Raw genomic sequence first — 16,552 nt, 5'->3', positions numbered from 1 at the left:
TACCCCAGAGAGTTTTATACAGAAAGTTGACCTATAATATGTGGTTAGGCGGCATGAAAGCACTATCACTCGTCCTACTCCTATCTCTTGCCACTCCCCTTACGTTAGCGCGTGAGGGCACTGTGCTTGAGAGCGAAATTTTGCTAGGTGGGATCGCGATCGGGGATTCGCCAAGCGAGGTCACAAATAAACTTGGCTTACCGTTACGCAAGGTAGAAGAATTAGGGTATCTGAGTCCCCACTATTACTATCCTCAAGTGCAAGTCTGGTTTAGTGAAAATGTGGTCGCCCAGCTGTATAGCGACAATCCAGCAGGGTGCACTCCAAGGCAGCTATGCCCGGGGGATCCGTTGGATAAGATGCGTTCTCTTTACGGGCTGCCTGTCATTGCTGACAGGGAGACGGGGCGCTTCTATGAATACAACGGGGCGGCCGACACTTGCTGGCTTCAGATCCGCCCCAAGGGCAAAAGGGTCTCATCAATCGCAGTGGTGTGTATACCGTGACGCTGAGGTTTATTTATTATGGGCTGGAGAAATAAGTACCTAAGCAAAATTAATTACACATTTCGATAAAGCTTTTGCCTCTTGCCTATTGCCTCTTGCCTGTCTTCACTAGGAAATTTATTTTGCATGACTACTTAGACGAAATTGATAATAAAGCAAGGATAAGGAAAGGTAATCTTTCAGAAAGATTAGATCATGTAAAAATAAAGCTCATGTCTGAGACCTAAGTAAAGGACAAAAAGCTTGAAAAGTAGTGCGATCGCCGATCTGGTAGGGTGCGTCCCACGCGCTGGGGACCTTAATTGAATGGAAACATCAACTAATTCCCCCTTATTTTTAGACTGAGGTGATTTGAGTTCCCACTCGCTGGGGACCTTAATTGAATGGAAACTATATTTAATTCATTGTGAGGTTCTAAAATTATGCAACTAATCAAATACACTACAGCGATCGCAATTTCTTGTCTACCTATATTCACAACACCTGTATTAGCTCAAAATAAACAAGAAAAGTGGGTAGATTTTGGTCAAACTAATAACGGTGAAATCATAAAATTAAATGAGCGTAGTGTCAAATTTGAAATTATGTTAGCTGACGATACTCTCAATAATGAAGATGGATTTTATAGCGAGAATGATACATACCCAAAGGTAAAAGTTGTTATCTTTGAATACAGTATTGGTGGCAGAACAAGAAATGCTTATACCAAGTCCTGTAATCATGGTAAATTAAGTGCTAATCCTAGCTGGAAAACCTACACTACTTTTATAGATTATTGGCCTCAATATTTTCTAGTTCCCGCTGATAGTATTGCTAGTCAGAATATGTTGCGACGAGTTTGTACTTTAAGTCTATCTAATCAGTAATCCTTTTTGATTATTTGAAGAAATGTAAAGTTCCCACTCGCTGGGGACTTTAATTGAATGGAAACCATCTGTTTATTGGGTAATTGTTGATTAATGGCTTTGTTCCCACTCGCTGGGGACCTTAATTGAATGGAAACATTTGAAGCTATCTTTATCTTCAATCATACTACCCATAGGAGTTCCCACTCGCTGGGGACCTTAATTGAATGGAAACCACTTAGAATCCCACCGACGTTTAGATTCGATCCACCGTTCCACTCGCTGGGGACCTTAATTGCATGGAAACACATATCCCTTTAGAATTAATAAAGATAATTGTTTTAGTCCCCACTCGCTGGGGATATTAATTAAATAGAAAAGCCGTAATCGGGAGTTAGTATATGCAAGCAATCCTTTTAAGCCGTGAAGAAGTTGCTCAACGTGCGGAGAAACTGTACGAAAGCAGAATCCGCCAAGAGGTGGAAGTTGAAGAAAACATTGGCAAGATGGTCATCATTGACATTGAAACAGGTGACTACAAAGTTGATGAAAATGGCTTACACGCTGCTGACTTATTGAGCGAGAAACACCCCCATGCTCGGCTCTTTGGGATCAAAATTGGCTACAACGTTGCTGCCGCTTTTGGTGGGGGTGTTATGGAGCGTGTAGTTAAGTGCGATCGCTGATCTTGTAGGGTGCGTTCCCTAATGCAAGTCCTACTGCTCCACTGATCGATTTTTGGGGAACGCACCATGCACATTGATTGAAGCGCCGATTCAAATTTGAAGTGCACCACTGGGGGGCTTCCGATGAGGCGGCTCATCAGTAGTAGAGCGGGAGCACTTCGTTAGAATAAATCAGAGTATAATTAAGGCAAAATACTGAGTTGAGGTCAACCAGATGGCAGTTCGTCAACGGCGTTATCCCAAAGATGAGTTAGCCGAGCGAGGGCAAAAACTCTACGAATCTGGCATTCGGCAGCAAGTCGAAGCCGGTAATGAAGGTAAGATTGTAGCGATCGACATTGAAACTGGAGAGTTTGAAGTCGATGAAAACGTTGTGCCTGCAACTAATCGGCTCTTTGAACGTCACCCCGATGCCCAACCTTGGATCATTCGTATCGGACATCGCGCTGTTTATCATTTCGGGGCACGGAGTTTGAAGAAAAATCCATGATGGAAGGTGTTGTCAATTGGCGGCGTGAAGCCACGCTAACGATTGTAGTCGGAAACTCAAATCGGCAACTGCAAGCGGTTGACGCGGTGATTGATACCGGGTTCAATGGATTTTTATCTTTGCCCTCTACAATCATCGCTACATTAAATTTACCTTGGAGTGGTTCTGATTTTGTCACGCTGGGTGATGGCAGTGAAACTTATTTTGATCTGTACACTGGGACTGTGATATGGGATGGGCAGTACCAAGAGATTGATATTGCAGAATCAGAAACAGAGCCTCTACTAGGAATGGCGCTGCTTTACAGATATCGGTTGCAGGTCGATAACATTGAGGGCGGTAAGGTCAAGATTGAAGCCTTATGAGCCAGTGCTAGAAGAGATTCGGTGAGGTGCGGTCTAACAACGCAGCCGTGGGGTGCGTTCCCTAATGTGGCTCCTACTGCTCCACTAATAGATTTTTGGGGAACGCACCATGCACATTTACTGTGGGTTTAAGTGCGATGCCGCTCCCCCCGCTCAAACCCCGGAACCCTCTGCCCTCGTTGGTCTGGGGGCTGTCGTCGCTCTGGGGGCTGGCTTCAAGCGCCGCCCCACTCAGGCAGACAAAAACTAAGCTTTAATTGAAGGTATTACAACAGGAGAACCGCAAGGGTCTCTTTTTTTGCTATTTAAAAGAGGATTATTTGATATTTGCTTCTTTTTAACGGAGATTGGAGAAATCATAAACCTCCCTCAAGGCACTAGACACAAGCGAGCTATCATAAAACCATCGCTGATTTGACAATCGCCAACCCCTAAAAATTATGAGCGTAGTTATTCCTAATGACATACTGACCGCATCAGGACTCTCCGAAGACGAGCTAAAACTAGAAATCGCCATCATGCTCTTTAAACAAGACAAAATCAGCATCGGCAAAGCCCGTCATCTTGCAGGCATGAACCTCCTCCAATTTCAACACGAACTTAATCTACGAGAGATTTGTGTCCATTATGACCTTGAAGAATTAGAAGAAGACATCCAAACCTTACAAAAACTAGGCAGACTATGATCGTCGTGAGTGACACCTCACCCATTACCAACCTAGCCGCCGTTAACCAGTTAACCCTTTTGCATCAACTCTATGGAACAATTATCATTCCTCAAGCCGTTTATGAGGAAATGGCGAGTTTAGGTTACGCCGTTCCTGGCACGATTGAAATCATGACCTTATCTTGGATAGAAACACGGCCCGTCACCCAGCAAAACCAAGTTAATCAACTACTCAATAAATTAGACCGAGGAGAATCAGAAGGGATTATTTTAGCGCTAGAATTAGGCGCAGATATATTAATTTTGGATGAAAGAAAAGGACGCAAAGTTGCACGATATCTTGGGCTAAATATTACTGGAATATTGGGCGTTTTACTCGAAGCCAAGCAAAAAGAATTGATTATGAATATTAAACCGATTGTTGATCAGCTAATCTCAAAAGCAGAATTCCGAATTAGCGAAACACTCTACAGAAAGGTTTTGACAATTGCGGGAGAATGAGTCTATTGCAATATTTCAACCCATTTTACAAAGTGCGATGCCGAAGGCACTGCGTAGCAGCACGCTGATCTGGTGGGGTGCGTTCCCTAATGTGGCTCCTACTGCTTCACCGATCGATTTTTGGGGGAACGCACCATGCACATTGATTGAAGCTGTGGGTTAAAGTGCAATGCTGATCTGGTGGGCCAAGTTGAGGAATGTTAGCTTTGGTTAAAATAGAGGGGCAATCCTGTAGGCTAGACTGTAAGCAGCTAACTAAATCACCCCTAATTCTTGTGATAGAGATTTCCCCATGCCCCAAGCTTTGAAAGCGATTTATCATAGTGGTACGTTCATCCTTCAAACAGCTTACGATTTACCTGAAGGCACTGAGGTGGAGCTTTTTGTAAAATCACCTCAAATTATTCCCCCAAAGATTACCGATATTGCGGCTAGGCAGAATTTTTTAAGGCTGCTTGTTGAGCGAATGCAACAAAACCCCATTCCCTCTAATGCTCCCCAGTTTACGAGAGATATGTTGCATGAACGCCGTTGACACAAATGTTTTAATTTACGTCAATGATTCGCGTTATCCTAGTGAGCAGGCAATCGCAGCTTCTCTAGTAGCTAATCTGACAGAGGGAGTTTTAATTTGGCGGGTTGCCTGCGAATATTTAGCGGCAAGCCGCAAACTTGAGCCATTTGGGTATGACAGAGCGCAAGCCTATCAGTACATTCGAGATTTGCAACAGGTTTGGTACACAGCTTTGCCAACTTGGGCTGTGATTAATCGTGCTGAGGACTTGATCAGCCGTTTTAGTTTGTCTCATTGGGATTCGATGGTGGTTGCTGCTTGTTTGGAAGCAAACGTCGAAACTCTCTATACAGAAGACTTTGGCTATTCAGACATTGATGGGCTGAAAATTGTCAATCCTTTCAAGAGTCCCTAAACCTGCCGCAGCATAAGCCGTTCCCATACCCTGCTCCCACCAAAAACTTTTTCCCTATGTGGGGAAAGATTCGCCAATAGACTGGACAAGAACCTCTAGATGGGCGAGGCTATGGGTAGCCATGGCAGTAAACCGCAGACGACTGGTGGGAACGGTAGGAGGACGAATGGCGGGGGCAAAAATCCCTTTTTCTAGCAGTTTTTGCGATAATTCTAGGGCTTGACCCGGATTGGCTACCGGTAAACATAAAATGGCCGCTTCCGAAGGCAATATATTAAGATTATTTAATTTACTCTTGACAAAATTAATATTTTGGTGTAGACGTTGGCGACGTTCCGGTTCCAGACGAATAATCTCTAAAGCCATTCTAGCGGCCGCGGTGTCGGCGGGGGATAAACCGGTAGTATAAATCCAGGTGGCGGCGCGATTGCGGATAAAATCGATAATTTTGGCGTTTCCGGTCACATAACCCCCTAAACTGCCCAAAGCTTTACTCAGGGTTCCCATCTGAATTAATTCCCGTCCCTGACAACCACAATATTCCACGCAACCTGTGCCATTTTCCCCCATAACCCCGGTAGCGTGGGCCTCATCCACCAAAACCATGCAATTATAAATCTCGGCTAGAGCGAGAATTCCCGCTAGGGGACAGATATCCCCATCCATACTAAACACTGTATCGGTGAGCAGTAAACAATGACGATGGTGATGACGGTGGGCTAATAACTGATTTTCTAAATCTTCGAGACTATTGTGCTGGTATTCTTTCACCGTGGCACCGCTTAACTTGGCTCCATTTTTGAGGCTAGAGTGATTGTATTGATCGCCTAAAATCAGGTCTTTCTGCCCCACTAAACAGGTAATTGTCCCCAAATTGGCTAAATATCCCGAACTAAAAACGATCGCGTCTTCGCTATTTTTAAAAGATGCGATCGCTAATTCTAAGTCTCGATGAAGATCTCGGTGTCCACTTAATAGACGCGAGCCGGTGCTTCCGGTTCCATAGCTTTGTGTCGCTGCTATGGCTGCCGCGATCATTCTTTCATCGGCTGCTAATCCCAGATAATCATTACTGGCAAAATTGAGCAGCGATCGACCCTCTAATTCTATAACGGCTCCGCCCCGGCCTTGAATGGTTTTAACCCTTCGATACCAATTGGCCCGATGGAGGGTTTTTAAGCTATCCTCGATCCAAGAATAAGGATGATTCATAGGCGATTGATCAATATAGCGATTAAGCTGTTCTTAATTTAAATTGCTTGTTGAGACGAGGCAAGAGGCAAGAGGCAAAAGGCAACAGTAAAGGGATTGGGGGCGGTTCGGCTAATCTAAGAGTAAGCGGTTTAAATGCGTCTTAGCTTAGCTGGGGAAAATAGCCAGATTGTTGCCGAAAAAGGCTCTTTTAAGGGTTAATAGTTTCGTAAAAACGACAATCTTGACAGGGACCGGAGGGGTTAATCGCACAGCGTAACAGTTCGGATCTGGCGTTAAAACGACAACTAGCATCCCCCATCACCCAACGTCCTTCAATAAAACTTTTTTCGTTAGGAGTGGGAGCAGTTTGTACATAAAGGGATATTTTGCGTAAACAATAGCCACCAATCTTGTATTGATACTGGTGGTGACGTTCCAAAACCGCATAGGTTTGTCCTTTTAAGGCCAAATAATTACCCGGTTGTGGCATCCAATCCAACTGTATCTCTCCCAAACTTTGCCGCGGATGGGTCAGAATAACCTCCGTTGTTAATGAATCTTGCTCCATGATTATCCCTGTATTCTGGGCTACCTTTGCTCAATGGTAGCTTAGATCTCCGAGTCGATTAATAATTATATCTCCTGCAAAAATCAAAAATCTGACCTTAGGTGAGGAGACCCCCAGACAGAAGACTCCGAGACGGGGGGAGAAAAAAGACAAGAGACAACTATCCTAGAATTGCCAATTTCCCGATTAAAGTGGAAGATAAACAGCAGGATTTTTCCGAGAATTTACTTTAAATCTCTTGCATAATTAATTTTTCAGGGTTCAAAAACGGCAAAAATAAGAATTAAATGGCATAAAGTCTGTAAATAGATTATTTAACTGATTATCATTCATTCTTAATTCTCCTGACTCCTGACTACTGGCTACTGACCCCTAACCCTAACAACAATTTTTGATTTTTACAAGAGGTCTTTTATGGTTTACCCCATCCCGCCTGAAGATAATCTACCGCAAAAATTTCCGAAAATTCCCTTAGATCGTCGCGCCTATGCTTTCCTGATCGACTTTGCCTCGATCTGGTTTTTAAGCTCCTTTGCTAATAGTGCGCCTGTACTGCAATTTTTCCTTTTTCTCCTGATCTGGTGGTGTTGGCGGGTGTTATTAGTAGCGCAGAATCAGGGTCAGAGTTTAGGACGTTGGGCCTTGGATATGAAGGTCATCGATCTACGACTTCAGCGTTTACCCGGAATTTTGGAGTTAAGCAAAAGAGAGGCGATCGCTGGTGGCGGGGCAGCTTTAATGATGGTAGGGTTAAATACTTTTTTTGGCAATCCTTTAAGTTTGATTTTATTATCTTCGCCCCTTTTCGCCGACTGTGGTATGGCGATCGGTGATGAGCAATTTAACCGCGCTTTCCACGATCGCATCGGTGGCACGATTGTTATTCCCACCAGTCGGGGTTTTTCTCTCGATCTACGTTTAAGAAGGCTTTGGTATCAAGTTAAGGGCAGAATGAGAAGATAAATATCAGTGATCAGTGATCAGTTATCAGTTATCAGTTTTAAGTTTTGAGTTTTAAGTGAGCAGTATTAAATAGCAGTTTCCCAGCATCTTTTCACTGTTTACTGATCACTGATCACTGAAAAAGGCGGGATCGGCCGGGATCGAACCGGCGGCCTAGTGCTTAGGAGGCACTCGCTCTATCCAACTGAGCTACGACCCCTTTTTTTCCCTAACCATAATAAGCCATCCACAGCTAAATTGCCGATTGCCATGGATTATTTAGGGTTTTTTGGGGGGGGTAATCTCGACTAATCCGGCAGAAAACGCCTCGATACCCACCCACTTTCTGTTTTATGGCCGTGACCTTGGCAGTATGTTAATTTTATTTGCCCTTGAGGGCTTTTTGAAAATTCTTGCGATAGGCGGGATTAACAGCCAACAGAAGCGGCCAGAACAGCGTTAGAGCTAAACGATTGGGTAAACTGGAACTAAAATTAGTGCTTCTGTATCCATTCCAGAATTTCCAACCACCGGCACCATAAACAATTATTAAGAGAAAAATAACCAGTCTCATGCCATCTCATCCTTAGATTTAGACAATTCACATCTCCTATTTTAAGCTTTGGTTTTGCTGGCTTGGGAAAAGAAAATATTGTTCTGAATCGGGGGGACGGTGTTAGAATGCCGGTTAGGGACTAGCTCGATCGAGGTCGGGAAACTCAAGCCAGAATTTGAAAAAAATATTTAAAAACGGCGAAAAGATAGCCTTGGGAGGAAATTATGCGAGCGGTATTAATGGCAGGTGGTTCGGGGACAAGATTACGTCCGCTTACTTGTGATCTTCCCAAACCGATGGTCCCGATTCTCAACCGTCCGATCGCCGAACATATTATCAATTTACTACGAAAACATGACATTACCGAAATTATCACCACCCTGCACTATCTTCCCGATGTCATGCGCGACTACTTTCAAGACGGCAGCGACTTTGGGGTAAAAATCACCTACGCTGTCGAGGAGGATCAACCCCTAGGCACCGCAGGATGTGTGAAAAATATTGCCGAATGGTTAGATGATACCTTTCTGGTGATTAGTGGCGATAGTATCACCGATTTTGACCTGCAAAAAGCGATCGCATTCCATAAAAGTAAAAACTCGAAAGCAACCCTCGTCCTGACGCGGGTTGCCAATCCGATCGAATTTGGGGTAGTGATTACCGACAAAGAAGGCAGAATTCGCCGTTTTATCGAAAAACCATCCACCAGCGAGATTTTTTCCGATACTGTCAACACCGGAACCTATATTCTCGAACCAGAAGTCCTCGATTATCTCCCCTACAAAGAAGAAACCGACTTTTCTAAAGATTTGTTTCCGCTGCTGCTGCAAAGGGGCGAACCTATGTATGGTTATGTGGCCGATGGTTATTGGTGCGATGTCGGTCATCTGGAGGCCTACCGAGAAGCGCAATACGATGCTTTATCCGGCAAAGTTAACCTAGAATTTCCCTATCGAGAAAAATCCCCCGGGGTGTGGGTCGGCACTAATACCTATATCGATCCTAGCGCCCAGATCGAGGCACCGGCCATGATCGGCAATCATTGCCGTATTGGTGCAAATGTTCTGATCGAGAGGGGTTCGGTTATCGGCGATAATGTCACCATCGGTGCTGGTTCCGATCTGAAACGTCCCATCCTCTGGAATGGTGTGGTGATCGGGGATGAGGTCAATTTAGCCGCTTGTACGATCGCTAGGGGAACCAGAATCGATCGACGGGCCCAGGTACACGAAGGTGCGGTGATCGGACAATTATCGATCGTGGGGGAAGAAGCGCAGATCAATTCTGGGGTCAGAGTCTGGCCGAGTAAACAGATCGAATCGGGAGCCATCCTCAATATTAACCTGATTTGGGGAAATACTGCCCATAAAAACCTCTTCGGTCAACGAGGAGTATCGGGCCTCGCTAACATCGATATCACGCCCGAATTCGCCGTTAAACTGGGGGCATCCTACGGTTCCATCCTGAAACCGGGGTCAACGGTAATCGTCTCCCGGGATCAACGTAGTGTCTCGCGCATGGTCAGTCGCTCGCTGATTGCCGGTTTAATGTCCGTGGGGGTGAATATCCAAAACCTACAAGCGAATGCTTTACCGATTTCCAGGACTTTAGTGGCTAAATTAAACGTAGTCGGTGGCATTCACGTTCGTATCCACCCGGATCGCCCGGATTTTCTCTTAATCGAGTTTTTAGACGAAAAAGGGATTAATGTTTCCAAAGCCAAGGAAAAGAAAATCGAAGGTGCTTATTTCAAAGAAGATCTGCGACGGGTGGGAATGCAGGAAATCGGCAGTATGTCCTATCCGGCTGATATTCTCGATAATTACCGCAAAACCTTTGAAACTCAGCTAAATGTGGAGGCCATTCGCAATAGTGGTTCCAAAATCGTCATTGATTACGCCTACGGAGTCTCAGGGGCAATTTTACCAGAATTACTGGCCAAATTTGGCTGTGATGCCGTGGTTCTCAATGCCAGTTTACGTCAGAATGCCCTTTCCATGCAGGAAAGAGAGTTACTGATCCATCAATTGGGCCATGTGGTGGAGGCCCTGAAAGCGAACTTAGGCGTACAAGTTTCGGCCAACGGAGAACAATTAGTCCTCGTCGATGAGAGTGGTTTATCGATTCGCGGGGAACAATTAACCGCTTTAATGGTGAATACAATTCTGACCGCCCATCCTCGCGGTACAGTGGTAGTGCCGGTTCATGCTTCTAGTGCCGTGGAACAGATCGCGCGTCGTCACGATGGCCGGGTGGTGCGGACAAAAGCCAGTCCTAGCGCTTTAATGGAAGGATGTCAAACCAATCCTAATGTGGTTTTAGGAGGATCAGGGCAAACTGGCTTTATTTTTCCGCAATTACATCCCGGTTTCGATGCCATGTTCAGCGTGGCGAAACTTTTGGAGATGTTAACCATTCAGGAACGTTCTCTAGCTCAGGTGCGGGCCGAGTTACCGCGCATTTATAATAAGAATACGGCGGTGCGTTGTCCTTGGAAAGTAAAGGGATCCTTGATGCGCTATCTGGTGGAAACTCACGCTACCGATAATCTAGAGTTGATCGATGGGGTGAAGGTGATTAATCCCCTTAATGATGACTGGGTATTGATTTTACCCGATGCCGGAGAACCTTTAGTGCATATCTACGCTAACAGTGAACATCGGGAATGGGTCGATCGGACAATTAAAGAATATCGTCATCGTGTCCAATATTTCGTCGAACATTACCAGGGCGAAATAGTGATGATTTAGGATTTTTCTGCCCTATTATCCACGAAAATTGACTATGATGACTTTTTTGACCTAAGGAGGTGCGTAGCCCTGTAGATGCTCATTTTTCGCGTAAAAGCAAGGCGATTCGATCGGCCGCTGCCTCACCGGTGCGGATCGCTCCCTCAAAAAATCCCGGCCAGCGATCGGCCATTTCTGTGCCGGCCCAGTGAATCGGTCCGACGGGAGTAAAAAGAGCCTCGCCGAAACTTGTCCAGACTCCGGGGGGCATAAAAGCGGAATATGCGCCACCAGTCCAGGGCTCCCCGGGCCAATCCACCTCATCGTAACTGATCGGGAAAAGGGCCTCTTGACCGAAATAAATAGCTAAATCCGAGAGGACGGCGGCACGGCGCGCCGGGCCACTCATCGAGCGCCAACGACTATAGCGATCGCCAACTAGGAAGGTGGCCATTACCCCGACGCCGGTTTCGGGATCGGAACTATCAGCACAGAGTTCCAACCATTGACAATTCCCTTGAGCAAGTCCCGCTAGTCCCTGTTTTCGCCAGAAAGGTTGTTCATAGGAAATCAGGACTTTAGCGCAGCATCCCATCGGTACTCGTTGGGTTAGTTGTTCTCGCTGGGGTGGCAGCGGGGGATGATAAATAATGCGGCCGGCAAGATGGGGCGGCATGGCAATGATGGCAAATTTGGCGGTAAAAGTGTTCTGGCTGGTTTCTACGGTCACGCCGGCCGAGTCATAATTAAGGCGAAAAACCGGTTCCCCCAGTCGAATTCGCCCTCCTAACTCCGCCGCGATCTTGTCGGGAATTTGTCCCGCTCCGCCATGGATCAGTTCGGCTTCTGGATGTTCAGCTTGAGCGGCGCAATTTTGTCCCCAAAGAACGTGCAGCAGTGATACTTGGTTGGGTTCGGCCGGCCCGAGAAACCCCACTGCACGGGCCATATAAGCAAAATACCATTGACCAAAATCTGTGGTGGTGTTTTCTTCAATCCACTGGGCAAAAGTTTTACTGTCTAGTTTTTTGGTGTGATCGTTGCTTTGGGGATAACCGGAAGGTAGGGTTTTGGCTAGTTCTTGAAAACGCGCCCATGCTGACATCGCATCTTGCCATTCTGCCGGGCCGATATCCGGTATTTCTCCCTCGTGGAAACCTTGAAAAAAACCGTTGAATTCATAGCGTTTTTTGTTAAAGACTAGGACGGTTTTTCCCTGATTGGGAGAGGGAAAACGACGTATTTGATACTCATCAAGGAGGGCTAAAAAACGCTCTTGGGTTGGGCCCACCCACTGACCACCTCGATCGATCCACTGTCCGGAGGGGAGATATTGACCAGACATTCTGCCACCGTAACGATTTCGCGCTTCGATTACCAGAACTTGATGACCTCGCCTCTGGAGATTACGCGCGGCGATTAATCCCGCTAATCCCGCCCCGATCACGATACACTCATAGCTAGTCAATTGGAGATTTGTCATGATTTTAGCTCCACAGAATACTTGATCATTAACAATTGTTATTTTCTCCGATTTTTGCCTCAGTTTCTCTATCCATTGGCTCTTTTAATTAAATTATCTGCTGCTATCAATGTTTGATCTTCTTAGCGATCGCTTAAGCCAACACCTAGAACAAATTGTCCGAGAAAGAAACCCTTTTTTCTCTAGTCAAGGACATTTTTATGTGCGAGAATACCTGCGACAAGAGTTAGGACAGTGGGGAAAGGTTGAATCACATTTTTTCCATTTTCGGGGAAAAGCTTACGAAAATTTAATCTTGGATTTGCCTAACAACAGTCAAAAACCTCCGATTTTAATTGGCGCTCATTATGACACGGTGCCGGGGTCGCCGGGGGCCGACGATAACGCTACGGGATTAGCGGTATTATTAGAATTAGCGAGGTTTTTTGGGGAGAATCATGCTAATTATCCAATTCGTTTACTTGCCTTCGATCTAGAAGAATACGGATTACTGGGGAGCATTGCCTACGCGGAAAAATTAAAACAAACTAAGCAGGATTTAAGGTTAATGTTATCCTTAGAAATGCTCGGTTACTGTGATAAAAATCCCCATTCTCAAAAATATCCGGCTTTTCTAGAATATTTTTATCCCAACACCGGGGATTTTATCGCTTTGATTGGCAATCTCAAAACCCGCAAGGATTTAAATTTTCTCAGTCGAGTCCTGCGGGAAAATCAGACTCCCTGCGAGTGGTTGCCCGTAATTTTTGGAGGTTATATCGTCCCCGATACTCGACGCAGCGATCATTCTCCTTTTTGGAGTCGCGGTTATTCGGCAATTATGGTGACAGATACGGCTAATATGCGTAATCCCTATTATCATAGTTCTCGGGATACAATCGCTACTTTAGACTTAAATTTCCTAACACGAGTGTGTCAAGGTCTTTGTTTTGGATTGCAATCTTTACCGATGAGATAAAAGCAGACCGTGAGAGAAGTTTTCACAGCACATATAAGCAAATTTGTCAAGATGCCAGAAACAATTTCTTTACCTTTGCGATCAATTATCGATATCGTTTTCAGAGAACTTCTCCGAAGACGTTTTCGCGGCGCTGAAGCTATGTAAGAATTATCACTTTAAGCGGTGACATTTTCTGTTTCTGCTGGTTGAATTTCCGGCATTTCTACTTTAATTAAACTCACTCTAGCACGATAAAGTAGTTTTTCCCCATGACGATAGCCCCGATAACGCACTAGAACGGGTGTACCGATTGCTGCTTGACCATCGATCAATTGATGGATTTGCGGATCATAACTCACATGATCACCGACACTGTCAATTGGTTGCACTCCCCAGCGCTCCAGTAACTGCATAATCGGTTTAACTAGGGAGAGGATTTTGACGGCTGCTAGGTCGGGATTTTTGCGGGCAACGGCCTCGGCCGTGGGCCATTGAACTAACCAAGATTCGATCGCTTCGATGCTTTGACGTTGAAATTCTGCGGCTAATTCTTCTTTTTGCTTGTCTAATTTTTGCTGTAAATTTTGATACTCTTGTTCGAGAATTTTTGATTCCCCTGAACGATCCTCTGTCCCCATCGTCGGGATTTGAAAATGAGCGAGAAGATCGCTAACTGGCAGCTGCAGCGCATTAGCTAATTTCACCAAAGATTCAGAGGATAATTTGGCGATTAACCCATGGCGAACTCTCTGCAATTGCCAAGAAGATAGACCCGATAACCGACTCAATTCTTCCAGATTTTTACAGCCAATTTCTGCCATTAACTGCTCTAATTTTTGCCGATGATATTTATATAAGGACTCATTCATGGGACTTCTCAGCTTAAGCGATGTGTTTAGCTAAAACGGATTTAGGGGCGCGACGAACTCGACAGAGAATTGTTTCTTTACCGAGACGCTGATGAGCGGCAAAGCGATGGCAACCGGAAAAACCGTAGTAGTTACCATCCACCTCCAAAACATCGATCGGTTCTCGTAATCCCTCCTCAGCGATCGATTGCATCAACTGATTAACTTTTTCGGGATCGGTTTGTCGCGGTAAAGGACGACGAATTTGGGACAGAGGAATGTTTTTAATTTCCATACTGTCTTTACTATAGCACATTTAGGCTAAACTGAAGATAAGTTGACTCGGTTGCTGATGCAGTGGTCTGTCTCGGTGCTGGCAGTTTTCTTGACACAGACAAGATTTTATCACCCAATCCTCTCCTTTGCTGACTATGACTATTCCTCCTATCAATGAAAAAATTATCCAGCAAAATAGCACCAATGCTTCCTATCAGCGCGGTCAATATTATTACGATAGCGGTGCAGTTATTTCTCTTTGGCAACGGGGGCAAAACCTGCAAGCTTTAGTGAGTGGTAGTGAGGTTAAACCCTATCGAGTTGCCATGGATTTTAACCAAGATAATCTTGAGAATGTCTCCTGTTCCTGTCCTACGATTACGAGGGTTGGTGTAAGCATATTGTGGCGGTTTTATTAACCTGTTATCGTCAACCAGAATTAATTATTAAAAAAGCCTCCCTAGAGGAGTTATTGACACCAATCGATGAAAGTAAATTAAGAAAATTACTTAATCATTTAGTGGCTAAACACCCAGAAATTATCGAGACAATTGATAAGTTTTTATTGCCAGCTACCCCAGTTAATAAAGCGGGAGGGAAGATAACTATTAATGTCAAAGCTTATCGTAATACTGTCCGTAATGAACTGCGGCAATCCCTACGAGCGATCGAAGAAGATTACTACGAAGAAGATCCAATTTCTGATGAAATTTATGCCCTAGTGGATGAGGCCAAAGATTATTATCAAAAGGGAGAACCAGATAATGCGATCGCTATTTTAGAAGCAATTATTAGCGCCTGTATCGAGGAATGGGATGATTTAGAAGATTACGGTGCTGTCAATGATGATTTAAGTGCCAGAATCGATCGAGTTCTAACTGAGGCAATTTTAAGTAAAGAATTTAATCCCCAAGAAAAGCAAGATTTAAGGGAAAAGATCGAGCAATGGCAAGATGAATGGAGTGCCGATTTTGAGATGAGTTTAGCAGCCTTACAACAGGGATGGGATGATCCTGTTTTAGAGAAGATTTTACGAGGAGAATCGGCTAATTTTTCAGAAATGTGGTCAGGGAATATCCCCCATTATGCCCAAAAATTAACTTCTATTCGCTTAGAAATTTTCGAGCAGCAGGAAAAAGATCAGGAATATTTGAATCTAGCTTTAGCTTCAGGACAAGTGGTAGAATACCTAACTAAGTTAGTCTATCTTGATCGCATTGACGAAGCGATGGCAGCGGCAAAAAATATGATAACTAAAAACGATGAAGCTTTCTTTTTTGCCAAAGCTTTACGCGATGAATCCGCACCAGAATCCGCCCTAATAATTGCCAGGGGTGGTCTAAATTTCCCAGGGAATTATTATTATCAATTAGCTCTCTGGACAAGTGAACTAGCGCAATCTTTAGGGGATATAGATACAGCTTTGGCTGCTAGAATTAAGGCATTTCAAGACCAACCTTCCTTTTCCCATTACCAAAAAATTGAGTCTTTAGCGGGGCAAGATTGGCCCGATTTAAAATTAGACTTGTTAGATTACTTGCGCGAGTTTAGCGGTGGACGTTCCACAGAGGCTAAAATCGATATATTTCTCCACGAAAATTTAGTTAGAGATGCAATTAAAGTCGTTTCTGATAATTCCTATGTGCAGTCTCACCTAATTTGGCGGATAATGGATGCGGCTGCTACCGTCGATCCTAACTGGGTGATCGATCACGCGCGTCCTCCTGCGGAAAAGATACTCGACGAAAAAAAGGCTGATCGCTACGAAGAAGCGATTAAATGGCTAAAAAAAGCTCGTAATGCCTTTTATATGTCAGGAAGACGGGAAGAATGGCAAACTTATCGGGAAAATTTAATTAAGGAACACGGACGCAAATCGAAATTTATGGGGTTATTTAAACATCAGGATTTACAATGATTTAAGCTTCTAGCCGTCAGTTATCGGCTAAAACTGGGCTGTTTTTAGCTTGTAGAGCGGTAATTGTCCTAATCTTAGGTTTAGTGACATTTCGGGGCAAAGTGGAGTA

Annotated in this window: 18 protein-coding genes, 1 tRNA gene and 1 pseudogene; 13 read left to right on the top strand and 7 right to left on the bottom strand. The window is 44.6% G+C overall.

The features are described 5' to 3' along the window. The first annotated feature begins 1,090 nt into the window (after window positions 1-1,090). From O9334_RS04165 to O9334_RS04125, 9 genes are all read left to right on the top strand, one after another. A complete protein-coding gene (locus tag O9334_RS04165) occupies window positions 1,091-1,372 on the top strand; it encodes a hypothetical protein (RefSeq protein WP_199308146.1) in 282 nt (93 codons plus the stop codon). A gap of 380 nt (window positions 1,373-1,752) precedes the next feature. Beyond that, a complete protein-coding gene (locus O9334_RS04160) occupies window positions 1,753-2,037 on the top strand; it encodes a hypothetical protein (protein WP_287999529.1) in 285 nt (94 codons plus the stop codon). A gap of 214 nt (window positions 2,038-2,251) precedes the next feature. Next, the gene (locus tag O9334_RS04155) at window positions 2,252-2,527 is read left to right on the top strand and encodes a hypothetical protein (protein ID WP_002752924.1); all 276 of its coding nucleotides are present in this window, start codon (window positions 2,252-2,254) and stop codon (window positions 2,525-2,527) included. Further along, window positions 2,524-2,892 carry a clan AA aspartic protease gene (locus tag O9334_RS04150; protein WP_190357208.1) on the top strand — a complete coding sequence of 123 codons (369 nt, stop codon included), beginning with the start codon at window positions 2,524-2,526 and terminating at the stop codon, window positions 2,890-2,892. The genes O9334_RS04155 and O9334_RS04150 overlap by 4 nt, the downstream gene beginning before the upstream one ends. A 109-nt stretch (window positions 2,893-3,001) precedes the next feature. Beyond that, complete coding sequence (locus tag O9334_RS04145; RefSeq protein ID WP_287999527.1) at window positions 3,002-3,142, top strand: PEP-CTERM sorting domain-containing protein; 141 nt, start codon at window positions 3,002-3,004, stop codon at window positions 3,140-3,142. 190 nt (window positions 3,143-3,332) lie between these two features. Beyond that, the gene (locus tag O9334_RS04140) at window positions 3,333-3,578 is read left to right on the top strand and encodes a UPF0175 family protein (protein ID WP_002770883.1); all 246 of its coding nucleotides are present in this window, start codon (window positions 3,333-3,335) and stop codon (window positions 3,576-3,578) included. Continuing rightward, window positions 3,575-4,060, top strand: coding sequence for a PIN domain-containing protein (locus tag O9334_RS04135; protein ID WP_045356113.1), 486 nt, complete (start codon window positions 3,575-3,577; stop codon window positions 4,058-4,060). The genes O9334_RS04140 and O9334_RS04135 overlap by 4 nt, the downstream gene beginning before the upstream one ends. A gap of 292 nt (window positions 4,061-4,352) precedes the next feature. Continuing rightward, window positions 4,353-4,595, top strand: a complete 243-nt coding sequence (locus tag O9334_RS04130) for an antitoxin family protein (RefSeq protein WP_002763431.1) — start codon at window positions 4,353-4,355, stop codon at window positions 4,593-4,595. Beyond that, window positions 4,582-4,989 (top strand): PIN domain-containing protein, encoded by a 408-nt coding sequence (locus O9334_RS04125; protein ID WP_045356115.1) that lies wholly within the window; start codon window positions 4,582-4,584, stop codon window positions 4,987-4,989. The genes O9334_RS04130 and O9334_RS04125 overlap by 14 nt, the downstream gene beginning before the upstream one ends. Window positions 4,990-5,043: 54 nt before the next feature. On the opposite strand, the gene bioF is transcribed toward O9334_RS04125, so the two are convergent. Together bioF and O9334_RS04115 are read right to left on the bottom strand one after the other, a co-directional pair. After that, on the bottom strand, window positions 5,044-6,201 hold the full coding sequence (gene bioF, locus O9334_RS04120; RefSeq protein ID WP_287999525.1) for an 8-amino-7-oxononanoate synthase: 1,158 nt from the start codon (window positions 6,199-6,201) through the stop codon (window positions 5,044-5,046). Window positions 6,202-6,391: 190 nt separating this feature from the next. Next, a complete protein-coding gene (locus tag O9334_RS04115) occupies window positions 6,392-6,751 on the bottom strand; it encodes a DUF6464 family protein (RefSeq protein WP_045356117.1) in 360 nt (119 codons plus the stop codon). A 414-nt stretch (window positions 6,752-7,165) separates the two neighbouring features. Here O9334_RS04115 and O9334_RS04110 point away from each other — a divergent pair, with 414 nt between their 5' ends. Continuing rightward, the gene (locus O9334_RS04110; protein WP_045356119.1) at window positions 7,166-7,714 is read left to right on the top strand and encodes an RDD family protein; all 549 of its coding nucleotides are present in this window, start codon (window positions 7,166-7,168) and stop codon (window positions 7,712-7,714) included. 125 nt (window positions 7,715-7,839) lie between these two features. Here the strand turns inward: O9334_RS04110 and O9334_RS04105 are convergent. Further along, a tRNA-Arg gene (locus tag O9334_RS04105) sits at window positions 7,840-7,913 on the bottom strand. A gap of 162 nt (window positions 7,914-8,075) precedes the next feature. Then, the gene (locus tag O9334_RS04100) at window positions 8,076-8,267 is read right to left on the bottom strand and encodes a hypothetical protein (protein WP_045356121.1); all 192 of its coding nucleotides are present in this window, start codon (window positions 8,265-8,267) and stop codon (window positions 8,076-8,078) included. Window positions 8,268-8,473: 206 nt separating this feature from the next. Between O9334_RS04100 and O9334_RS04095 the strand changes: the two genes are divergently transcribed. Beyond that, entirely contained in the window at window positions 8,474-10,999 is a 2,526-nt protein-coding gene (locus O9334_RS04095) for a mannose-1-phosphate guanyltransferase (protein ID WP_045356123.1), read from the top strand. A gap of 79 nt (window positions 11,000-11,078) precedes the next feature. Here the strand turns inward: O9334_RS04095 and O9334_RS04090 are convergent, their stop codons facing one another. Further along, window positions 11,079-12,461, bottom strand: a complete 1,383-nt coding sequence (locus O9334_RS04090; RefSeq protein WP_287999521.1) for a flavin monoamine oxidase family protein — start codon at window positions 12,459-12,461, stop codon at window positions 11,079-11,081. A 109-nt stretch (window positions 12,462-12,570) separates the two neighbouring features. On the opposite strand from O9334_RS04090, the gene O9334_RS04085 reads away from it, so the two are divergent. Further along, complete coding sequence (locus O9334_RS04085) at window positions 12,571-13,419, top strand: M28 family metallopeptidase (RefSeq protein ID WP_045356125.1); 849 nt, start codon at window positions 12,571-12,573, stop codon at window positions 13,417-13,419. 158 nt (window positions 13,420-13,577) lie between these two features. On the opposite strand, the gene O9334_RS04080 is transcribed toward O9334_RS04085, so the two are convergent. Together O9334_RS04080 and O9334_RS04075 are read right to left on the bottom strand one after the other, a co-directional pair. Further along, window positions 13,578-14,270: a helix-turn-helix domain-containing protein gene (locus O9334_RS04080; protein ID WP_061433420.1), complete on the bottom strand. Its 693-nt coding sequence runs from the start codon at window positions 14,268-14,270 to the stop codon at window positions 13,578-13,580. A gap of 13 nt (window positions 14,271-14,283) precedes the next feature. Further along, window positions 14,284-14,565, bottom strand: a complete 282-nt coding sequence (locus O9334_RS04075; RefSeq protein ID WP_041804185.1) for a ParB N-terminal domain-containing protein — start codon at window positions 14,563-14,565, stop codon at window positions 14,284-14,286. Window positions 14,566-14,680: 115 nt separating this feature from the next. Between O9334_RS04075 and O9334_RS04065 the strand changes: the two are divergent. Next, a pseudogene (locus O9334_RS04065) lies at window positions 14,681-16,443 on the top strand (SWIM zinc finger family protein). Window positions 16,444-16,552: the final 109 nt, after the last annotated feature.

The organism is Microcystis sp. LE19-8.1F, assembly GCF_027531715.1.
GTDB classification, from domain to species: Bacteria; Cyanobacteriota; Cyanobacteriia; order Cyanobacteriales; family Microcystaceae; genus Microcystis; species Microcystis wesenbergii_A.
This window is presented reverse-complemented; position numbering and strand designations above follow the sequence as displayed.

Coding starts and splice junctions, on each gene's coding strand:
- O9334_RS04145 (WP_287999527.1), top strand. CDS start 3,002: ATGCACATTTACTGTGGGTTTAAGTGCGATGCCGCTCCCCCCGCTCAA.
- O9334_RS04085 (WP_045356125.1), top strand. CDS start 12,571: ATGTTTGATCTTCTTAGCGATCGCTTAAGCCAACACCTAGAACAAATT.
- O9334_RS04150 (WP_190357208.1), top strand. CDS start 2,524: ATGATGGAAGGTGTTGTCAATTGGCGGCGTGAAGCCACGCTAACGATT.
- O9334_RS04165 (WP_199308146.1), top strand. CDS start 1,091: ATGTTAGCTGACGATACTCTCAATAATGAAGATGGATTTTATAGCGAG.
- O9334_RS04155 (WP_002752924.1), top strand. CDS start 2,252: ATGGCAGTTCGTCAACGGCGTTATCCCAAAGATGAGTTAGCCGAGCGA.
- O9334_RS04090 (WP_287999521.1), bottom strand. CDS start 12,461: ATGACAAATCTCCAATTGACTAGCTATGAGTGTATCGTGATCGGGGCG.
- O9334_RS04135 (WP_045356113.1), top strand. CDS start 3,575: ATGATCGTCGTGAGTGACACCTCACCCATTACCAACCTAGCCGCCGTT.
- O9334_RS04140 (WP_002770883.1), top strand. CDS start 3,333: ATGAGCGTAGTTATTCCTAATGACATACTGACCGCATCAGGACTCTCC.
- O9334_RS04100 (WP_045356121.1), bottom strand. CDS start 8,267: ATGAGACTGGTTATTTTTCTCTTAATAATTGTTTATGGTGCCGGTGGT.
- O9334_RS04110 (WP_045356119.1), top strand. CDS start 7,166: ATGGTTTACCCCATCCCGCCTGAAGATAATCTACCGCAAAAATTTCCG.
- bioF (WP_287999525.1), bottom strand. CDS start 6,201: ATGAATCATCCTTATTCTTGGATCGAGGATAGCTTAAAAACCCTCCAT.
- O9334_RS04080 (WP_061433420.1), bottom strand. CDS start 14,270: ATGAATGAGTCCTTATATAAATATCATCGGCAAAAATTAGAGCAGTTA.
- O9334_RS04130 (WP_002763431.1), top strand. CDS start 4,353: ATGCCCCAAGCTTTGAAAGCGATTTATCATAGTGGTACGTTCATCCTT.
- O9334_RS04160 (WP_287999529.1), top strand. CDS start 1,753: ATGCAAGCAATCCTTTTAAGCCGTGAAGAAGTTGCTCAACGTGCGGAG.
- O9334_RS04115 (WP_045356117.1), bottom strand. CDS start 6,751: ATGGAGCAAGATTCATTAACAACGGAGGTTATTCTGACCCATCCGCGG.
- O9334_RS04125 (WP_045356115.1), top strand. CDS start 4,582: ATGAACGCCGTTGACACAAATGTTTTAATTTACGTCAATGATTCGCGT.
- O9334_RS04075 (WP_041804185.1), bottom strand. CDS start 14,565: ATGTGCTATAGTAAAGACAGTATGGAAATTAAAAACATTCCTCTGTCC.
- O9334_RS04095 (WP_045356123.1), top strand. CDS start 8,474: ATGCGAGCGGTATTAATGGCAGGTGGTTCGGGGACAAGATTACGTCCG.